Origin of the sequence: Dickeya zeae NCPPB 2538 (assembly GCF_000406165.1) — a bacterium.
GTDB lineage: Bacteria > Pseudomonadota > Gammaproteobacteria > Enterobacterales > Enterobacteriaceae > Dickeya > Dickeya zeae.
On sequence record NZ_CM001977.1, the window covers coordinates 4140243 to 4158299 of the forward strand.

16 protein-coding genes are annotated in these 18057 nt (G+C 55.8%); 6 read left to right on the forward strand and 10 right to left on the reverse strand.

Annotated features, from left to right (window positions below):
- The first annotated feature begins 224 nt into the window (after window positions 1–224).
- A complete protein-coding gene (locus DZE2538_RS18155) occupies window positions 225–665 on the forward strand; it encodes a hypothetical protein (RefSeq protein WP_023640946.1) in 441 nt (146 codons plus the stop codon).
- 59 nt (window positions 666–724) lie between these two features.
- On the opposite strand, the gene DZE2538_RS18160 is transcribed toward DZE2538_RS18155, so the two are convergent.
- The 4 genes from DZE2538_RS18160 to glpA form a co-directional block, all read right to left on the reverse strand.
- Window positions 725–1429: a pirin family protein gene (locus DZE2538_RS18160; RefSeq protein ID WP_038916925.1), complete on the reverse strand. Its 705-nt coding sequence runs from the start codon at window positions 1427–1429 to the stop codon at window positions 725–727.
- A 581-nt stretch (window positions 1430–2010) separates the two neighbouring features.
- Complete coding sequence (gene glpC, locus DZE2538_RS18165) at window positions 2011–3213, reverse strand: anaerobic glycerol-3-phosphate dehydrogenase subunit GlpC (RefSeq protein WP_038916926.1); 1203 nt, start codon at window positions 3211–3213, stop codon at window positions 2011–2013.
- Complete coding sequence (gene glpB / locus DZE2538_RS18170) at window positions 3210–4460, reverse strand: glycerol-3-phosphate dehydrogenase subunit GlpB (protein ID WP_038916927.1); 1251 nt, start codon at window positions 4458–4460, stop codon at window positions 3210–3212. The genes glpC and glpB overlap by 4 nt, the downstream gene beginning before the upstream one ends.
- Complete coding sequence (gene glpA, locus DZE2538_RS18175) at window positions 4450–6093, reverse strand: anaerobic glycerol-3-phosphate dehydrogenase subunit A (RefSeq protein ID WP_016942904.1); 1644 nt, start codon at window positions 6091–6093, stop codon at window positions 4450–4452. Before glpA ends, glpB begins: the two co-directional genes overlap by 11 nt.
- A gap of 300 nt (window positions 6094–6393) precedes the next feature.
- On the opposite strand from glpA, the gene glpT reads away from it, so the two are divergent.
- Both glpT and glpQ read left to right on the forward strand, forming a co-directional pair.
- Window positions 6394–7743 (forward strand): glycerol-3-phosphate transporter, encoded by a 1350-nt coding sequence (glpT, locus tag DZE2538_RS18180; protein ID WP_023640950.1) that lies wholly within the window; start codon window positions 6394–6396, stop codon window positions 7741–7743.
- 153 nt (window positions 7744–7896) lie between these two features.
- A complete protein-coding gene (gene glpQ, locus DZE2538_RS18185; protein ID WP_038916928.1) occupies window positions 7897–8985 on the forward strand; it encodes a glycerophosphodiester phosphodiesterase in 1089 nt (362 codons plus the stop codon).
- On the opposite strand, the gene yigL is transcribed toward glpQ, so the two are convergent.
- Window positions 8964–9773, reverse strand: coding sequence for a sugar/pyridoxal phosphate phosphatase YigL (yigL, locus tag DZE2538_RS18190; protein WP_026358029.1), 810 nt, complete (start codon window positions 9771–9773; stop codon window positions 8964–8966). The genes glpQ and yigL overlap by 22 nt on opposite strands.
- A 52-nt stretch (window positions 9774–9825) precedes the next feature.
- The gene (pldB, locus tag DZE2538_RS18195) at window positions 9826–10818 is read right to left on the reverse strand and encodes a lysophospholipase L2 (protein ID WP_038916929.1); all 993 of its coding nucleotides are present in this window, start codon (window positions 10816–10818) and stop codon (window positions 9826–9828) included.
- Window positions 10819–10931: 113 nt separating this feature from the next.
- Here pldB and rhtB point away from each other — a divergent pair, with 113 nt between their 5' ends.
- Window positions 10932–11552: a homoserine/homoserine lactone efflux protein gene (rhtB, locus tag DZE2538_RS18200; protein WP_019845836.1), complete on the forward strand. Its 621-nt coding sequence runs from the start codon at window positions 10932–10934 to the stop codon at window positions 11550–11552.
- Window positions 11553–11610: 58 nt separating this feature from the next.
- Here the strand turns inward: rhtB and rhtC are convergent, their stop codons facing one another.
- The 3 genes from rhtC to pldA all read right to left on the reverse strand — a co-directional run bounded on the left by rhtC (window position 11611) and on the right by pldA (window position 15227).
- Entirely contained in the window at window positions 11611–12234 is a 624-nt protein-coding gene (gene rhtC / locus DZE2538_RS18205) for a threonine export protein RhtC (RefSeq protein ID WP_019845837.1), read from the reverse strand.
- 95 nt (window positions 12235–12329) lie between these two features.
- A complete protein-coding gene (recQ, locus tag DZE2538_RS18210; RefSeq protein WP_038917222.1) occupies window positions 12330–14174 on the reverse strand; it encodes an ATP-dependent DNA helicase RecQ in 1845 nt (614 codons plus the stop codon).
- A gap of 183 nt (window positions 14175–14357) precedes the next feature.
- Complete coding sequence (gene pldA / locus DZE2538_RS18215) at window positions 14358–15227, reverse strand: phospholipase A (protein ID WP_023640955.1); 870 nt, start codon at window positions 15225–15227, stop codon at window positions 14358–14360.
- Window positions 15228–15451: 224 nt separating this feature from the next.
- On the opposite strand from pldA, the gene DZE2538_RS18220 reads away from it, so the two are divergent.
- Window positions 15452–15922: a thioesterase family protein gene (locus DZE2538_RS18220; protein ID WP_019845840.1), complete on the forward strand. Its 471-nt coding sequence runs from the start codon at window positions 15452–15454 to the stop codon at window positions 15920–15922.
- A 101-nt stretch (window positions 15923–16023) separates the two neighbouring features.
- Window positions 16024–16947 (forward strand): EamA family transporter RarD, encoded by a 924-nt coding sequence (gene rarD / locus DZE2538_RS18225; RefSeq protein ID WP_038916930.1) that lies wholly within the window; start codon window positions 16024–16026, stop codon window positions 16945–16947.
- Here rarD and DZE2538_RS18230 read toward each other — a convergent pair.
- Window positions 16903–17961: an AbrB family transcriptional regulator gene (locus DZE2538_RS18230; protein ID WP_038916931.1), complete on the reverse strand. Its 1059-nt coding sequence runs from the start codon at window positions 17959–17961 to the stop codon at window positions 16903–16905. The genes rarD and DZE2538_RS18230 overlap by 45 nt on opposite strands.
- Window positions 17962–18057: the final 96 nt, after the last annotated feature.

Here is an 18057-nt window from a genome sequence, read left to right on the forward strand (position 1 = left end):
CTCAGTGAAAACGAATAAACCTGAATAGATACTCTCAATAAGTCGAGTTGCAGGACAACACGCTCGCGTGTTGCACCGCGCAATGCGTTGCGCCCTTGCAGGGCGAGTAATACGGCCAACGCAGCTATAACGTCAACACACCTATAACGTGAAGTATGACGGGTATCGAGGCTTATAAATCTGGCTGCCACTGGCAGCATTAATAACACTCTGGAGACAATACGATGACTAGCATTTCTCAACTTGGAACGCACGTCCCAACCGTAGGATTGAGTCCGAAAATTACGGTCACCAAATCTGAAGAAACAGGCGGATATAATATCAATATAGATTCAATATCAGTTAACCCGGATATTACGCCCGAAAGCGGCGAGGAAGCCGTGCGTAGACTGATGGCCCATCTTGAGGCACAAAAAGCAGGCACCGAGCCGCCCCAGTCTGCCCAAGTGACCATTTCAGAAGGCAAGCCCGTCACCGTGACCTACGGCGACTTGTCAAAAAAAGCAACCAGTACCGATAATCCGGTCACGACCACGGCAGGCAGCGTCGTTTATACGCCGGACTATACCTATACACCGGGCACCACCATCGAAATCGTTCCCATCCAGTCGACACCGGTGACAACCAGCAGCGAAACTGATACTCCGACCACTCAGCCATCGTAAGTCTTGTCATCAAAAGTAAAGGCGAGCCCGATGGGCTCGCCTTTACTGACATGCGCCGGTTACTGTTGCTTTACCGGCGGCAAATCAAACAGCAGGATTTCGCTGTCTTCGCTGGCGCGCACGCTAATAGAATCCTCATCCCAGATAGCCAGTGCATCGCTGGTGGTCGCCTGCTGACCGTTGATCTCAATCGTGCCTCGCACCACCTGAATCCATAACACACGGCCCTGTTGAGTCTGGTAGGACGACGCTTCCTGCGCCTTCAGCGCCCAGCGCCACAACGTCATGTCCTGAAATACTTTCAGCGATCCGTCGCGGGCATCCGGTGACAGCACCAGTTGGCGCCCCTGCGGCGCATCGAAACGGCGCTGCTCATAACGCGGCGTCAGGCCGGTTTTTTCCGGGATCACCCAAATCTGGTACAAATGCAGCAGTTTGTCCTGGCTGGCGTTGTACTCGGAGTGGCGGATCCCGGTGCCAGCGCTCATTATTTGGAACTCACCCGCCGGGATCTGTTCCTTGTTGCCCATACTGTCCTGATGTTCCACGGTGCCTTCCAGCACATAGGTGAGAATTTCCATATCCCGGTGCGGGTGGGTTCCAAAACCCTGCCCACCTTCGATATAGTCTTCATTGATCACCCGCAGTGCGGAAAACCCCATAAAATCCGGATCGTAGTAATCGGCAAACGAAAACGTGTGCCAGCTATCCAGCCAGCCGTGGTTAGCATGGCCGCGATCGTGTGCTTTGCGTAAATAAATCATGTTGCGCTCCTCGAATGTTTTTTTCAGTCTAGCGACCAGCCGGGAATAAGAAAGCCTAAAAAACTCACCGCTCTATTCAAAAAATTTCCGGGAGAAATTTTTGATATCGCAACGCGATAGCACTTAAGGGGATGGCAGCAACAGCGTTAACAGGAATAATTATTGGAAACTGGATTCCAATAAATTCAGGATAAAAAAAAGCCAGCACCCGAGCTGGCTAAGTAATACTGGAAGCAATGTGAGCAATGTCGTGCCTTCACAGCAAAACCGCGATGAGTCACAGAGATGGATTCATTAGGCTTTCCCGGAACGCATGGCAATAATAATCATTATCATTTGCATCTGTAAAGCGATTTTTTGTTCAATTTAAAGAAAATGTTCGCCGGGCAGCCTGCTCCGGCTGACATGCTGGTTATTTCTGCCAGTATCCCAAAAAAATTATTTTTCAGAATCAAGTGGTTGATGTTTAACCATTGAAAAGGAAGGGAAATAGCGCAGTGTGCCCTCCCGGAGCCAATAACCGGGAAGGCGAGGTTCAACATGGGTGCTTTACACGGGCAGTACTTTACGTGAGCAGTGCTTTACGCGGGCAACGCTCTGGCCAGCAAGCTGAAGGGGTGTTCGCAGGCTTTACTGGTCGACATTTCAATCTGCCATTTGCAGGTCTCACAATCGGTAATCACCAGATCAGCACCACTGGCTTCGATCTGTCGGAACAACGGCGCGCCAATCCCCTGCGCGGTGTCATAGTTTTCCTTTTTAAAACCGTAAGTTCCGGCGATACCGCAGCACTGAGAATCCAGTACCTGCAACTCCAGACCCGGAATGCGTCGCAGTAATTCCAGGGTATACGCTGTCCACCCCATTCGTTCCAGATGACAGGGCGTGTGATACACCACCCGCAGCGGCAACGGTTGCAACGGCAATGTTCGACCTTGATCCAGCAAGCGATAAAGGTGGCGAGTCGCCAGTTCTATGCCATCACGCACGTGATGGTTGTCCACCCCCAATAGATGGGGGTATTCATCGCGCAGCGTAAAGGTGCAACTGGACGACGTTGCAATAACCGGCAGACCGCGACTGTTGATAGCCTCATCCAGAGAGGCCAGATTGAAGTTCGCCTGCTTGCGGGCTTTATCGAGAAAACGGTTGGCGATAAGCGCCACACCGCAGCACTTCTCTTTGGTGAGCAACTGAACCCCGACGCCCATCGCGTTAAACACACGGATCAGGTCACGGCCCAGTTGTGGATGATTGTAGTTAACGTAGCACCCGTGGAAATAAGCCACTTGTTCGGCAAACTGCAACTGCTGTGCCGCCTGCCGACGGTACCAACTGCGGAAAGTACCGTGTGAATAGCGCGGCAACTGGCGACGATGGTCAATTTTCAGCGCTTTATCCAGCAACTGACGCATGGGTTTCAGCCCGGTCAGCGTATTCACCAGTGGCGCAAACGGCGTCGCGACAGACCCCATCAAATCCGTGTGACTGAGAATAGCATCACGCAACGTCGGACGATGCTGGCTATGGCTGGCTTTGGCACGCTGAATGATGTCGCCAATTTTGACATCCGATGGGCACGCCACCTCGCAGCGTTTGCAGTTGGTGCAGTACTTCAACGCCTCATCAAATAATGCCGGGTCCTTGCGCCGTAACCGCTCGCCATCTGGCCCCGCTTGTTTTGGCCCTGGGTAGAACGGATTGACGCGTGCGACCGGGCAGGCAGTAGTACAAACGGTACATTTGATGCAATTCTCAAAACTGGTGTCAGACCGGCTCATCATCTGTTCTCCCTTGTGATCATCTCGGCGGCGTATAGCGCGCTCAGCAGTGAAACCCCGCCGCCACACCCCTGCCGTAACGGGTCATACCCCCGCAATACCGAGCCAATCGCATACAAACGGTGTTGGGTGTGGCCGTCGATAGCCGGGTGTAACTGCTCGTCCGCGATGACCCCAAATTGCAGATAAGGCTGAGCAGCAAACAGGTTAGGCTGACTCCAGTCCTCGTGGGTCGGCAGGAAATCGACATCCAGACCAAACACCGGCTCCACCACCCGATCGCGTTCCGCCACCAGACCGTTGCTGAAAAAACTCCCGCTGGCCAGTACCACATGATCGGCACGCAGCGGTACCTCACCGTGGCTGCGGGTATACAAGGCGACTCCCGCTTCGCGTGCTTGCGCTGACAACACTTTATCTCCCGGCATCAGCGTCCCGCCGGTCTGGCGAAAACGCCCCAGCAGCGCCTGATGCAAGCGCATCCCCGGCAACGAGGGCGGCAACGTCGCCAACAGTCCTACCGGTTTACCCAGTGCAGCATTCAGTTGTGCCTGAGCGTCCAGCCCCAGACAGGCAGGCAATATAACGGCATCATTGCCGCTCGCCCGCGTCATCAGCTCTTCCGCCAGCGCCGCGATACCGGCCGGGGTGTCCAGCACACGGGCGATAGCCAGTGAACGGAACTCACTGGCGTTCTGCCGCTGCGCATCCAGCAGTGGTAAGCGCAGATCATCGGCGCGTGCCGCAATCCCCTGTGCCTGCAATTCTCCGGCGACCAGTCGGGACTGAAAATCCATAAACCCTTCAATACCGGCAACCAACGGCTGCCGCCACGCGGGTGACCCCGACAGGCCGCGCGTAACGCTATCTGACGGGCTTAACCAGCAGGGGTGCCATTTGCCCAACGGTGTCAGGCGCTGATGGTTGCCGCCGCTATCACCGCGCAACCACAGACCACAGCGCGCCAGCAAGGCTTCGGCATCCGCTGCCAGCTGGCTGACTCGTGCTTTGCCCATCAGGGTATAGGGGTGGTAGGGCGCCTGCGCGGCCAGTTCATCCAGCGCAGTCAGCGGCTGCTCGACCGCCGTGCCATCCGGCAATGTCGCCAGCAGGTCCAGTGCACCGGAGGCGAAGGTCAACGCACTTTGCCCGACGCTGACCACAGCGCAGCGTTTGCCCTGCTCTTGCAGGCGAATGCCGCAGGTTAACCCTGCCAGCCCACCGCCAATGATCACCACGTCATAATGCATCGCCGTTCTCCTGCTCCGGGCGTTCGGTCAGTCCGCACAAGCCCTGATAAATCCAACTGGTAAATTCGCTTTCCCGCAACGTGTTTCCCCAGGCGATGGGCCGCATGCCTTTCCAGCGCTCGTTAAGGAACTGGCTCAATTGCGACACCGCCTGTTGCGGCGTGGATTGCCCCAGTCGGCACAACAGGCCAGCGGCGCGGCAAGCACACAATTCCCCCTGACAGGTTCCCATGCCGACGCGGGTACGTCGGCGCAGGTCAGTCAGGTTGTTCACCTGCAGCGACTCAACCGCGTAACGCACCTCGCCTGCCGTCACGGCTTCACATTCGCACACCAGACTGCTGTCCACCCGATGACCGGAGACCAGCGGCGCGGCACGATGCCCGTGGCGGTAAATCGCCGAACCACGCAGCGGTGCTGAAAGCGACGAGGTGGCCTGCGGTCTGTCCGGTTCCGTGGTTTCCGATCCCGGCAACGGGCGAGACGCCGTCGTACATTCGGCGCGGTGACCGAGTTTTTCGCAGACTTTGTTGGTTACCCATTCCGCCATCAGCCGGTAGGTCATCAGCTTGCCGCCGGTGATGGTCACAAAGCCTTCCAGTCCGTCACGGCTGGCATGGTCGAGCAACACGATGCCGCGGCTGACGCTGCGCCCGGAGGGGTCGTTATCGCTAGCCACCAATGGTCGCACCCCGGCGTAAGCACGCAAAATACGGGTCTGCGCCAGTTGCGGTGCCAGCATGCTGCCTTCACGAATCAGCGTATCCACTTCCTCTGGCGTCACCGTCATGTGGTCAATCTGGTCGTAGTCGATGCGGGTCGAGGTGGTACCAATCAGCGAGATAGTGTCGCCAGGTACCAGAATGTCGGCATCAGCCGGTGGACGACAGCGGTTAATCACCCGGTTATTGATGCGGTGCCCCAAAATCAGCAACGCGCCTTTGGCCGGGAACATACGCACATTCAGGTCGGCATATTCAGCGATACGTTGCCCCCAGATGCCGCCCGCATTCACCACCACCTGTGCATAAATTTCGCTGGCTACCTGACGCTTATGGTCGAAAACGCGCACGCCAACGACACGATCGCCCTGACGGAGTAACCCAATGACCTCGTGATACGTCAGCACTTCCGCACCGTGTTCACAGGCATCGATCATATTGGCGGCGGTTAACCGGAAGGGGTCAACCGTACCGTCCGGCACGCGCACAGCACCGATCAACGCTGGATTCGCGGCGGGTTCCAGTCGCAATGCTTCCTGTGGGTCGATGGCCTGCGCCCGGATACCCGCGCGCTGACAAGCGGCGATAAACCGGGTTTGATAGTCGATATCATCCTGCGGCAAGGTCAAAAACAGCCCATCGGTCGGCTCGATACAGTGACGGGCGATGCGCCGCAGAATCTGGTTTTCCTCAATACATTCACGGGCAGACTCCGCATCGGTAACCGCATAGCGCGCACCGCTGTGCAGCAATCCATGATTGCGTCCAGTGGCACCGGTGGCGATGTCATGCCGTTCCAGCAACAGACAGCGCAACCCGCGCAACGCGCAGTCGCGGGCTGTTCCCGCCCCCGTGGCGCCGCCGCCGATAATCACTACATCCGTTTCTCGCCGCAAACCGTTGTTTGCCATTGCCGTTTTACCTCAGTCCGGATCATGCCTGTCTGTAGTGGGACATAAATCAACGCCGCAATGATTGATAAAGAACAAAAACACTCAAAAAACGAAAATAAAACCCGGAGACAACCGCAGATATGTGATTCAAATCACCCAAAAATGGAAAATCATTATTTCATTTGTGTTACTTAAAGCTCAAAATAGCGCCCGCCGTCATAAAAGTGTAACAATTGCGTACTGACTCACATTGACGATGGCGCGCATTCGCTACGCTGACGAGCGTTATAGAAAATAACTATCGGGGATCGTTTATTTATGCTGAGTATTTTCAAGCCTGCGGCACATCGCCCGCGCGTGGCGGAACATCAGGTAGACCCGCTCTACCGCCGGTTACGCTGGCAGATTTTTCTGGGGATCTTTTTTGGCTACGCCGCCTACTATCTGGTCAGAAAGAACTTCGCGCTGGCGATGCCCTATCTGGTCGAACAGGGTTTTTCCAAAGGTGATCTCGGGTTTGCCTTGTCCGGTATTTCCATCGCCTACGGGTTTTCCAAATTTATTATGGGGTCGGTATCCGACCGCTCCAATCCGCGAGTCTTTCTGCCTGCCGGTCTGATTCTGGCCGCCGTGGTCATGCTGTTTATGGGCTTCGTGCCGTGGGCGACATCCAGCATCATGGTGATGTTTGTGCTGTTGTTCGTCTGTGGCTGGTTCCAGGGCATGGGCTGGCCGCCGTGTGGCCGTACTATGGTGCACTGGTGGTCACAGAAAGAGCGTGGCGGCATCGTGTCTATCTGGAACTGCGCCCATAACGTGGGTGGCGGCATTCCGCCGTTACTGTTCCTGCTGGGGATGGCCTGGTTCAACGACTGGAAAGCCGCACTCTATATGCCGGCCTTCGCCGCCATTCTGGTCGCGCTGTTCGCTTTCGCCATGATGCGTGACACCCCGCAATCCTGCGGTCTGCCGCCGATCGAAGAATACAAAAACGATTACCCGGTGGATTACAGCGAGAAAGATGAACAGGAACTGACCGCGAAAGAAATCTTCATGCAGTATGTGTTCCCCAACAAACTGTTGTGGTACATCGCTTTCGCCAACGTGTTCGTCTACCTGCTGCGTTACGGCATTCTCGACTGGTCGCCAACCTACCTTAAAGAAGTGAAGCACTTCGCACTGGATAAATCGTCCATCGCTTACTTCCTGTACGAATACGCCGGTATTCCAGGCACCTTGTTGTGCGGCTGGATGTCCGACAAAGTGTTCAAGGGTAACCGTGGCGCGACCGGGGTGTTCTTCATGACACTGGTGACCATCGCCACCGTGGTGTACTGGCTGAACCCGGCCGGCAACCCCAACGTGGATATGATCTGCATGATCGTCATCGGCTTCCTGATTTACGGCCCGGTGATGCTGATTGGCCTGCACGCGCTGGAACTGGCACCGAAGAAAGCCGCCGGTACCGCCGCGGGCTTCACCGGCCTGTTCGGTTATCTGGGCGGTTCGGTCGCTGCCAGCGCCATCGTCGGCTACACCGTCGATTTCTTTGGCTGGAACGGCGGCTTTATGGTCATGATCGGCGGTAGTGTGCTGGCGGTATTGCTGCTGGTGCTGACCATGATTAACGAGACTAAACACAAAGCAGAACTGGCGAAACGCGCCTGATTCTGTCATCTCGTCATGGTTTACTTACCATAAGCCATGAGCATTATCCCCGCCGGTCCATACCGGACTGGCGGGGAGTTATCAACGACCTGTTCGTTTTCATCACCACCACTCACACAGCTTTTCTTTCTCCCACTGAAAAAGGACGCTGACATGATTCCTCTGTTCAAACCATTATTAGCCGGTGTCGCACTGGCGATATCCCTCGGCGCACTGGCGCAAACCGACGATAAAATTGTGATTGCTCACCGGGGGGCCAGCGGTTACCTGCCGGAACACACCTTGCCCGCCAAAGCGATGGCGTATGCACAAGGGGCGGACTATCTGGAGCAGGACCTGGTGATGACCAAAGATAATGCGCTGGTGGTGCTGCACGATCACTACCTCGACCGGGTGACCGACGTCGCCAGCCGCTTCCCCAACCGGGCGCGAGCCGATGGCCGTTACTACGCCATCGATTTTACGCTGGCAGAAATCCGCTCACTTAAATTCACCGAAGGGTTTGACCTGAAAGACGGCAAACCGGTACAGAGCTACCCCAACCGCTTCCCAATGGGTAAATCGGATTTTCGTGTTCATACCTTTCAGGACGAAATCGAGTTTATTCAGGGGCTGAATCACTCGACCGGCAAAAACATCGGGATTTATCCAGAGATCAAAGCACCGTGGTTTCACCGCCAGGAAGGAAAGGATATTTCACGCGCGGTGCTGGAGGTGCTGAAGCAGTACGGCTACACCCAAAAAAGCGATCGGGTTTATCTGCAATGCTTTGACGCCAACGAGCTACAGCGCATCAAAACGGAACTGGAGCCCGCGCTGGGGATGAACCTGAAGCTGGTGCAACTGATCGCCGAAACGCGCTGGCAGGAAACCCAACAGCAACAACCGGACGGGCGCTGGGTCAACTATGACTACGACTGGATGCTCAAGCCGGGTGCCATGCAAAAAATCGCCCGCTATGCCGATGGTGTTGGTCCCGACTATCACATGTTGCTAAGCGGCGACACAGGCAAGGTCACCATCAGCCCGCTGGTAAAAGAGGCACACGCCAGCGGCATGGTGGTACACCCTTATACCGTGCGCGCCGACCGGCTGCCGAAATACGCAAGCGACGTCAACGCACTCTACGCCCTGCTTTACCGGCAAGCCGATGTCGATGGCCTGTTCACCGACTTCCCGGACAAGGCCGTCGCTTTCCTTCATAACACGCAACCGGTGTCTCAGGCTTCATCACCGAGATAAAGACGCCGCAGGTACCGAGGCACCGCCTGTTCGATGTTGGTGCCGATCACTTCGTTATCCGGCAGCATGTCTTTCAGTCGCTGGTGGGCATTGTTCATGATGCAGCCCTTGCCCGCCATCGACAACATTTCATAATCGTTCATGCCATCACCAAAGGCGATACAGTCCTTGATGGTGTGACCGAGAATTTTAGCGACCTGTTCCAGCGCATGGCCTTTGGAAACGCCGCCCGCCATCACTTCCAGACAGCTCAGGGTGGAGAAACTGACATTCACCCGGTCGCCCCAGCGAGCGTTAAGCGCTTCTTCCAGCGGCAGCAGTTTGTCGTGATCCTCACAGGTGAAGAACACCTTGCCGACGCCATCTGTACCCAACGTATCTGGGTCGAACAGTTTGTAGCGGAACACCGTCTCGGTAAAAAAGCGCTCTTCCTCAGGACGAGAGCGGCACAGAAACCACTCATCATCGCGATAAACATGCGTCATGATTTCCGGGTGGTGATACACCATGCCATACAGCTCCTGGGCGATATCGCGGTCCAGATTATGGCTGAAAATCAGTTCACCGTCGGTGTTATGCACTCGAGCGCCATTCGACGTAATCATGTAAGCGCTAATCGCCAGATTATCGCGAAGCTGCGCCACATCCATATGGTGACGACCGGTGGCAAACACAAAATGAATCCCCTGTTCCGTCATCAGACGCAGGGTTTCCTTGGCATAGGGTGACAGGGTGTGATCGGGTGACAGCAGTGTGCCATCCAGATCGGAAGCAACAATCGGGTACATACGTTGAAATTCAACCTCCGCTGGTGCCGGGCGGCCGGGCCGCACAGACGTATTAATCATAATCGCTGAAATGTTGCAAAATCTGCCCGAAGGCATCGGCCCGCATCGCATCCTTTTCTGACAGAATGTCGTGACGGGCACCGCGAACGACGTAAGGACGGCCTCCCACACACGGGTGACCGGCTGCCGCCAACGCCTGACAAAAGGCGTCCTGGCTGCGGTTATCCACCACCTGCTCCTCTTGCGCCTGCAACAGCAGTAACGGTGTGGTGATGGCGGGTGCTTGTTGCAGTAACTGTTCTTCTACCAGTAACGCTTCCCGTACCCAATGATAGGTCGGGCCGCCGATGCGTAAATCCGGGTCATCGGCATAAAAACGGACATGACGGCGGTAGCGCTCACGGCTGTGCGTTAGCTCGTTAGTCATAAACGGCAACGGCCGCCACGGACTGGTACCAATCGCATAGTAATCCCTGATCCTGGGACGACGTTCAGCCCACGCCAGAATGCGCCAGGCAAGCCAGCGTGGCATCGGCAACAGGATGCCGCACATCGGCGCGCACAACGCCGCCGCATCAAACGCCTGTGGCTGACGTGCCAGGAACTGCGCCAGAATCGCACCGCCCATCGAATGGGCCAGCGCAAACCGCCGGGTATACGGCCCCGGCGCGACCTGTTGCTGCCACAGCGTCGCTACGTCGTCCACATAATCGCTAAAGCGGTTAACATGCCCACGATGGCCGTCTTTCAGCAACCGACCGGAACGCCCCTGACCACGATGGTCCATCATCAGAACGTCATAGCCGCACTGGAACAGGTCATAGGCCACCTCGGCGTATTTTACATAGCTGTCGGTACGCCCGGGCAATACCACCACCACATGGTGATGCAACGATGAGGTAAAACGCACGAAACGTACAGGCACGTCATCCACCCCGATGAACATACCCTCCTGACGCTGTCGCCAGAAATCCAGCAAGGGACCAGTAACAAATGCGGCGTACTGCCACTCTCTGGTCAGCAGGCATTCCGGATACGGATTCATCAGGCTCTCCCGAGGTCAATCATGCCGAGCAGTTTGATTTTTGTGAGCGGTAGCACAAAGACAGGCGTTAGCGTATTGTGGCATAAAAAACCGCAATCAGGGAGCATTCACCCATGACCCAAGACTGGTGGCTAACCTACCTTCTCACCACGCTTATTTTAAGTCTGTCGCCCGGTTCCGGCGCTATCAACACCATGAGCACCAGCATCAGCCACGGCTACCGGGGCGCGGTTGCCTCTATTGCCGGGCTGCAACTGGGTCTGACTATTCACATCGTGCTGGTGGGGATTGGTCTTGGAGCGCTGTTATCGCAGTCGGTACTGGCGTTTGATGCCCTGAAATGGCTCGGTGCCGCTTACCTGATCTGGCTGGGTATTCAGCAATGGCGTAGCGCCGGGTCGCTGGATTTGCAGACGCTGGCAAACAGTATGCCGCGTCGCCGCCTGTTCAAACGGGCGATATTAGTCAACCTGACCAACCCGAAAAGCATCGTGTTTCTGGCGGCACTGTTCCCTCAGTTTATTATTCCGCACCAACCCCAGGCGATGCAGTATCTGGTGCTGGGCGTCACCACCGTGGTCGTGGATGTGATAGTGATGATTGGTTATGCCACACTGGCGCGACGCATCGCACGGTGGCTGAAAGGCCCGCGCCAACTCAAGCAGCTCAACCGCACCTTTGGCTCACTGTTCATTCTGGTCGGCGCGCTGCTGGCTACAGCGCGTAAAGCCTGAATCCCGTATTACCGACTCGCCGCGCATGCTGCGGCGAGTTTCTCCCCGTAAGTGTGCGTCAACGCGAAATAATCAGATGGATGCCAAAGCCGGTAAACAACGCGCCCGCCAGACCGTCCACCCATTTCGCCAGCCGCTGATAACCTCGACGCATGACTGGCAAGGCAAACACCAGCGCTACCACGCTAAACCACAGCAAGGTTTCCAGTGAAATGAGCGTGAACAGGCCCCAGCGTGCCGCCGCCCCCACGTCATCACCGACAAACAACGAAAACACACTACCGAAATAAATCAGCGCTTTAGGGTTAGACAAGTTGGTTAACAGCCCGCGCATAAAGGTCTTACCCCGCTGCGGCAATGCCACCTCGACGGTGTCATCCTCCTGATGAGCACGCTTACGCAACGCCGAGCGCAGCAGTTGCCAGCCCATCCAGCACAGATACAAGCCACCGCCGACGGTGACAATGCGGTGCAGCCACGCCATGCGCTCCAGTAACAGGTGCAACCCCAGCAAGGCGATAGCGGCCCATACCAGTACGCCCAGCGTAATCCCCAGTACGCCCATCAGCGCTTCGCGACGAGAACGACTCATCGCCGTCTGGGAGACAAAAAAGAAATCCGGCCCTGGGCTCATCAGTGCAATCAAATGCACCAACGCCACCGTGAGAAACAACATCAACATGAGCAATCCTTTTTTTCAGAGACAGAAAACGTTCAGATGCAGAAAAAGGCGATGCCCCGGCCAATAACGCTGCCGACAGGCAAACCCGACACATATCAGTCGTCGCCGTTATCGAGATGATCCCGAATCAGCGTCATAAAGGGGACGCCAAATCGCTCCAGTTTTCGCTGCCCGACACCATTGACCGCCAGCAACTCACTGGCGGTCACCGGCAACAGTTCAGCCATTTCCAACAGCGTGGCGTCACTGAACACCACGTATGGCGGAATATTGTCTTCATCCGCAATGGATTTACGCAATTTACGCAGCTTGGCGAACAGCTTGCGGTCGTAATTGCCGCCGTAGCTTTTCTGGCTGGCACGCGGCTTACTCAGGCTACTCACCCTTGGGACCGCCAGTTGCAACGGCACTTCACCGCGCAATACCGGCCGCGCTGACTCGGTCAGTTGCAGCGCGGAATGATGGGCAATGTTTTGCGCCAGCAGGCCCAGATGAATCAACTGACGCAAAATACTGACCCACTGCTCCTGGGTTTTGTCTTTCCCCAGGCCATACACCGGCAATTTATCGTGACCGAATTCGCGGATACGCTGATTATTGGCACCACGCAGCACTTCGGCGATGTACCCGATACCAAACCGTTGCCCCACCCGGTAAACACAGGACAAGGCTTTCTGCGCATCCACCAGTCCGTCATAACGCCGTGGCGGATCAAGGCAAATATCGCAGTTACCGCACGACTGCTGGCGGTTTTCGCCAAAATAATTGAGCAGCACCAGACGACGGCAGGTTTGCGCTTCGGCAAACGCCCCCATCGCATTCAGCTTGTGCCGTTCAATATCCAGTTGCATCCCCGCCGGTTTCTCTTCCAGACAACGGCGCAACCAGGCCATATCCGCCGGGTCATAAAACAGTGCGGCTTCAGCGGGCAACCCATCGCGACCCGCGCGACCGGTTTCCTGATAATAGGACTCGATATTGCGCGGAATATCGAAATGCACCACAAAACGGACATTAGGCTTATTGATCCCCATCCCGAATGCGACGGTAGCTACCACCACCTGCAGGTCATCGCGCAAAAACGCCTCCTGCACCTGCGCGCGGCGCTCGTTCTCCAGCCCGGCGTGATAGGCGCCGACACTCAGCCCACGGTTTTGCAACCGGGCACACAGGTCTTCGACTTTCGCCCGGCTGTTGCAATACACGATGCCGCTTTTACCACGCTGCCCATGTATAAATAGCCACAGTTGATCGAGCGGTTTGAATTTTTCCACCAGCGTATAACGGATATTGGGTCGGTCAAAACTACTGACATTGACCAGCGGGTCGCGTAAATCCAGCAACCGCGCGATATCCTGACGGGTGGTGTCGTCGGCGGTCGCGGTCAACGCCACAATCGGCAGTGTAGGGCATTGTTGCTTAATCTGCCCCAGTGCGCGGTATTCCGGGCGGAAGTCATGCCCCCACTGGGAAATACAGTGTGCTTCATCAATGGCGATAAGCGACGTATTCCAGTGCGCCAGTTGGTCCAGAAAACCGTCGGTCGAGAGGCGTTCCGGCGCAATGTACAACAGCTTCAGCTCACCACAACGACAGGCGTTAAACACCGCCTGTTGCTGTTCACGACTCTGGGTCGAGTTGAGGCACGCCGCCGCCACGCCGTAGGCCTGCAATTGATCGACCTGATCTTTCATCAGGGAAATCAGCGGCGATACCACCAGCGTCAGCCCATCCAGCACCAGCGCCGGGATCTGATAACACAGCGACTTCCCTCCGCCAGTCGGCATAATAACCAGGCAATCGCGCCCGTTGATGGCGGCATTGATAATGTCTTGCTGGCCCGGTCGGAATTGCTGGTAGCCGAAGGTTTCGCGCAGTACCTGCATCGCCAGCATTTCTTTACTCAATACGTCCGCATTCAATACATCTGCCGTAGACACGCCTTCACCGTTATTCACTGCCTTGAAAAAAGTTAGTCACTGCTTTGGGAAAAACACAGGCTGGAAAACAAGCCGGGAAAAACAAACCGCCGCTATTTTCAGCGCCACCCGCTAAAACTGCAACGTTTGTTGCCGGGTTTTCTGTAACGGCCCGCAGCGATACTCGCAAGCAGACTGGCCTGACTACAACATGTCATTGAGCGTCACACCAATGCCGTAGCGGGTCTGGCGGTGGTTGTAATCGATCAGCGACTCGCCGTAACCACTGAACACCTTGGTATAAAAACGCACATGATCGGTGATCGGATAACTCCAGCCTATCTCGCCGCTGCCGTAACCGCTGTTCCAGTTATAACGCCCTTCGGCGCTGAAAACGCTATCGCCCCAACGGTAGCCGACACGCACCCGGTAATGGCCCATGTAGCGGATGATGTCCGGGTTATCATCTTCGCTATCGTGCAAACGAATCCAGGGTTTCACATCAACCTGCCAGTTGCCATTTTGCGCCATCAGGCGGGCATAGACCCGGTTCCAGCTCCGCGAAGTCGGGTCAGCACGTCCATTGGACTGATGATTAAATCCCCATTCCACATCGCGCAGCGTCCAGCCAGCAAAGCGATAATCGGTCGCCCAGCCAAGAAATAATTGCGGTTCGTAGTTGGTTTCACGAAACGGGGAAGACTCGCTTTTATTGGACATCTGCCACCAGGAGCGCTGAGTATAGGATGCACCCAACAGTGAGTTATCACCGGCGATGCCACGCCACAGCGGAAAACCGAGGCTTATCTGGAAATTCACTTCGTCCTTACGGGCATGCTCAGCCCAGTTGTAACTCTCAATCGCCTGCTTATTGATATCGCTGGTGTAGGTATAAAGCAGGTAGTTGCTTTCATACGGGTAGAGAATAAACGGCGTATCATGCTGTTGCAGCAAACCGGCGATAATACTGCCCGGTACGGCTGGCGCATCATGAATTTCCTGAACGCGAGCCTCCTGCGCCTGCGCCGTCGCCGCCAGCATCAGCGCAACCACCACCCCGCCTGATTTATACATGTACGTCATCTCCCAAAGGATCGTGATAGATAAGTGGCCCCAATAACGAACTGAATTCGCGGCGGATAGTGTACACAGCGCATCCGGTTTGCGCAGTTATCCTGTTCTTATAATCACCGCCAGTAGCAAGAAACCATAACGCCGCCTAAAATAACAACTTATTAACCAATAAAGACATAAAAATTAACCACCCTACCGGTGTTATCGTTATTAAGGACTCACACATGCCTACTACACCGCTCACTCAGGATAGGATACGTCAGCGTGTCAGCGACATTTTTATCTATCAGATGCCGTTCAATCAGGAACTGGGCCTCACGCTGGACGCCTTTTCGCCGGACGCAGTGACACTGCGTTTTAACCATCAGAACAAGCTGGTGGGTAACGCATTGCAGCAGATCCTGCACGGTGGCGTGATCGCCGCCGGTCTGGATGTGGCGGCAGGGCTGGTGTGTGTGGGCAGCGCGTTATTGCGCCATGACACCCTGAGCGAACAGGAGTTACAGCATCGGCTTTCACGCATGGGCACCATCGACCTGCGGGTGGATTACCTGCGGCCTGGTCGTGGCGAACACTTTACCCTGACCAGTCATTTGCTACGTGGCGGAAATAAAATCGCCGTCGCGCGGGCTGAGCTGCACAATGAAAAACACTCGCATATCGCCAGTGCTATCGCCACCTATATTGTGGGTTAAACACACCGTGACAGGAGACTCAGCGGCGCACGGTAACAAGACACCCGCGTTGTGCTCCGGTACACTGGATTTTTCATTCGCGGGTGACTGGTTTCTTATCAATGAGCATGCCACAACACCGCCAGGGGGTTCTGTTCGCCCTTGGTGCCTATATCCTCTGGGGAGTTGCCCCAATTTATTTCAAACAAATCAGGCAAGTACCGGCTAATGAAATTCTGGGCCACCGGATTATCTGGTCATTCTTTTTCATGCTGTTGCTGCTGACCCTGTGCCGTAACTGGGGTGCGGTGCGTAATGCCTGCCGTCAGCCGCGTCAGCTATTGCTGCTGGCGATTACCGCCATACTGGTCGCCTGTAACTGGCTGACGTATATCTGGGCAGTCAACCATAACCACATGCTGGAAGCGAGCTTAGGCTATTTCATCAACCCGTTGGTCAGCGTGCTACTGGGAATGCTATTCCTTGGCGAACGCTTTCGTCCGACACAATGGCTGGCGATGCTGCTGGCGGTGTGCGGGGTACTGGTACAGTTGTGGGTGCTCGGCTCACTGCCGGTAATTGCGCTCACCCTGGCCTTCAGCTTCGGCGTTTACGGCTTATTGCGTAAAAAGATCGCCATCGACGGCCAGACCGGGATGCTGTTTGAAACGCTATGGCTGTTGCCTGCGGCTCTGGTTTATCTGGAATGGCTGGCCGATTCCCCCACCAGCCAATTCAGTCAAAATCCGTTATCGCTCAATCTGCTGTTGATGGCGTCAGGCGTGGTGACTACGGTGCCGCTGCTGCTGTTTACCGCCGCCGCCGTACGCCTGCGGTTGTCTACCCTAGGCTTTTTTCAGTATCTGGCACCGACGCTGACCTTCCTGCTGGCGATACTGGTCTACGGTGAAACCATCACACCAGACAGGCTGGTCACCTTTGCGTTCATCTGGCTGGCACTCGGCGTGTTTACGCTCGATGCGCTCTATACGCAGCGGCGGCTACGCCGCACCAGCCTCCGCGTGACGCGAGATGTAACGCGATAAGATCGGGCTGAAAATCAGGGTGGTGAACAGGCGCATCGTCTGCAGCGCCATCACAAACGCGATATCCACCCGGCTACCGGCGGCAATAATAGCGATAGAATCCAGCCCGCCGGGGCTGGTTGCCAGATAGGCAGTCAGCATATCCACCGATAACAGGTGCATCAGCATCAGCGCCATCCCACCACACAACAGCATGAGCGTGATAATCGAAAGCATCATTTTTGGCAGGGTTCGCAGCGCCAGCAAAAACACTGGTCGGGTAAATGACAGCCCAACGCTCCAGCCAATCAAGGCATAAGCCACCGCCAGTAACCATTCTGGTGTTTGCAATGTCATGATGCCGGAAGAATGTAATAGTGACCCGACGATCATGGGCACCAACAGTTGGCCGGAAGGAATACGCAACCATCGGCCCACCCAGGCACAACTAAACGCCATCGCCAGCGTACCGGGGAAGCGCCAGTCCAGCGAGGGGAACCAAACCAGTAACGCATTATTGGCTTCGGCACCCGGCCCGAGACTGGCTCGCGCCACAAACGCCGCCGACGCAGTTACCATCAATACCCGCAGGTACTGCATGAATGCCACCAGACGAACATCCGCGCCAAAGTCACTCGCCATCGCCACCATGGCCGACGCCCCACCCGGTGATGCCCCCCAGGTGCCGGTCGTTCCCGGCAGTTCGCTATAACGCATCAACAACCAGCCGGACAAGCCGCTGGCAATCAGCGTTGATAACAGGATGAAAACCACCAACGGCCACTCTTTTATCAGTGGCGTCAGGATAGACAGGGAGAGACTTTGCGCGACCAGACAGCCCAGCACGGCATTACTGGCATAAAAGAACGTACGGGGGATGCGAATGGTCGAACCGTTCAAGCCCATGACCACACCGACCAACATCGGCCCGAGCAACAGTGCCGCCGGAACATGATAAAACTGTAAACCCAATCCCAACACCAACGATACTGCCAGCAGCATGAACCATTGTGTCGATGCGGAAAACCTCTCCATGCACAGTACCTGTTACAGCATCAAAACAAGAGTGGTTATTTTACCCTGCCAGCCCAAGTGACGGGCATCTATCGGTGCTAAATCTGTCCGTTATCA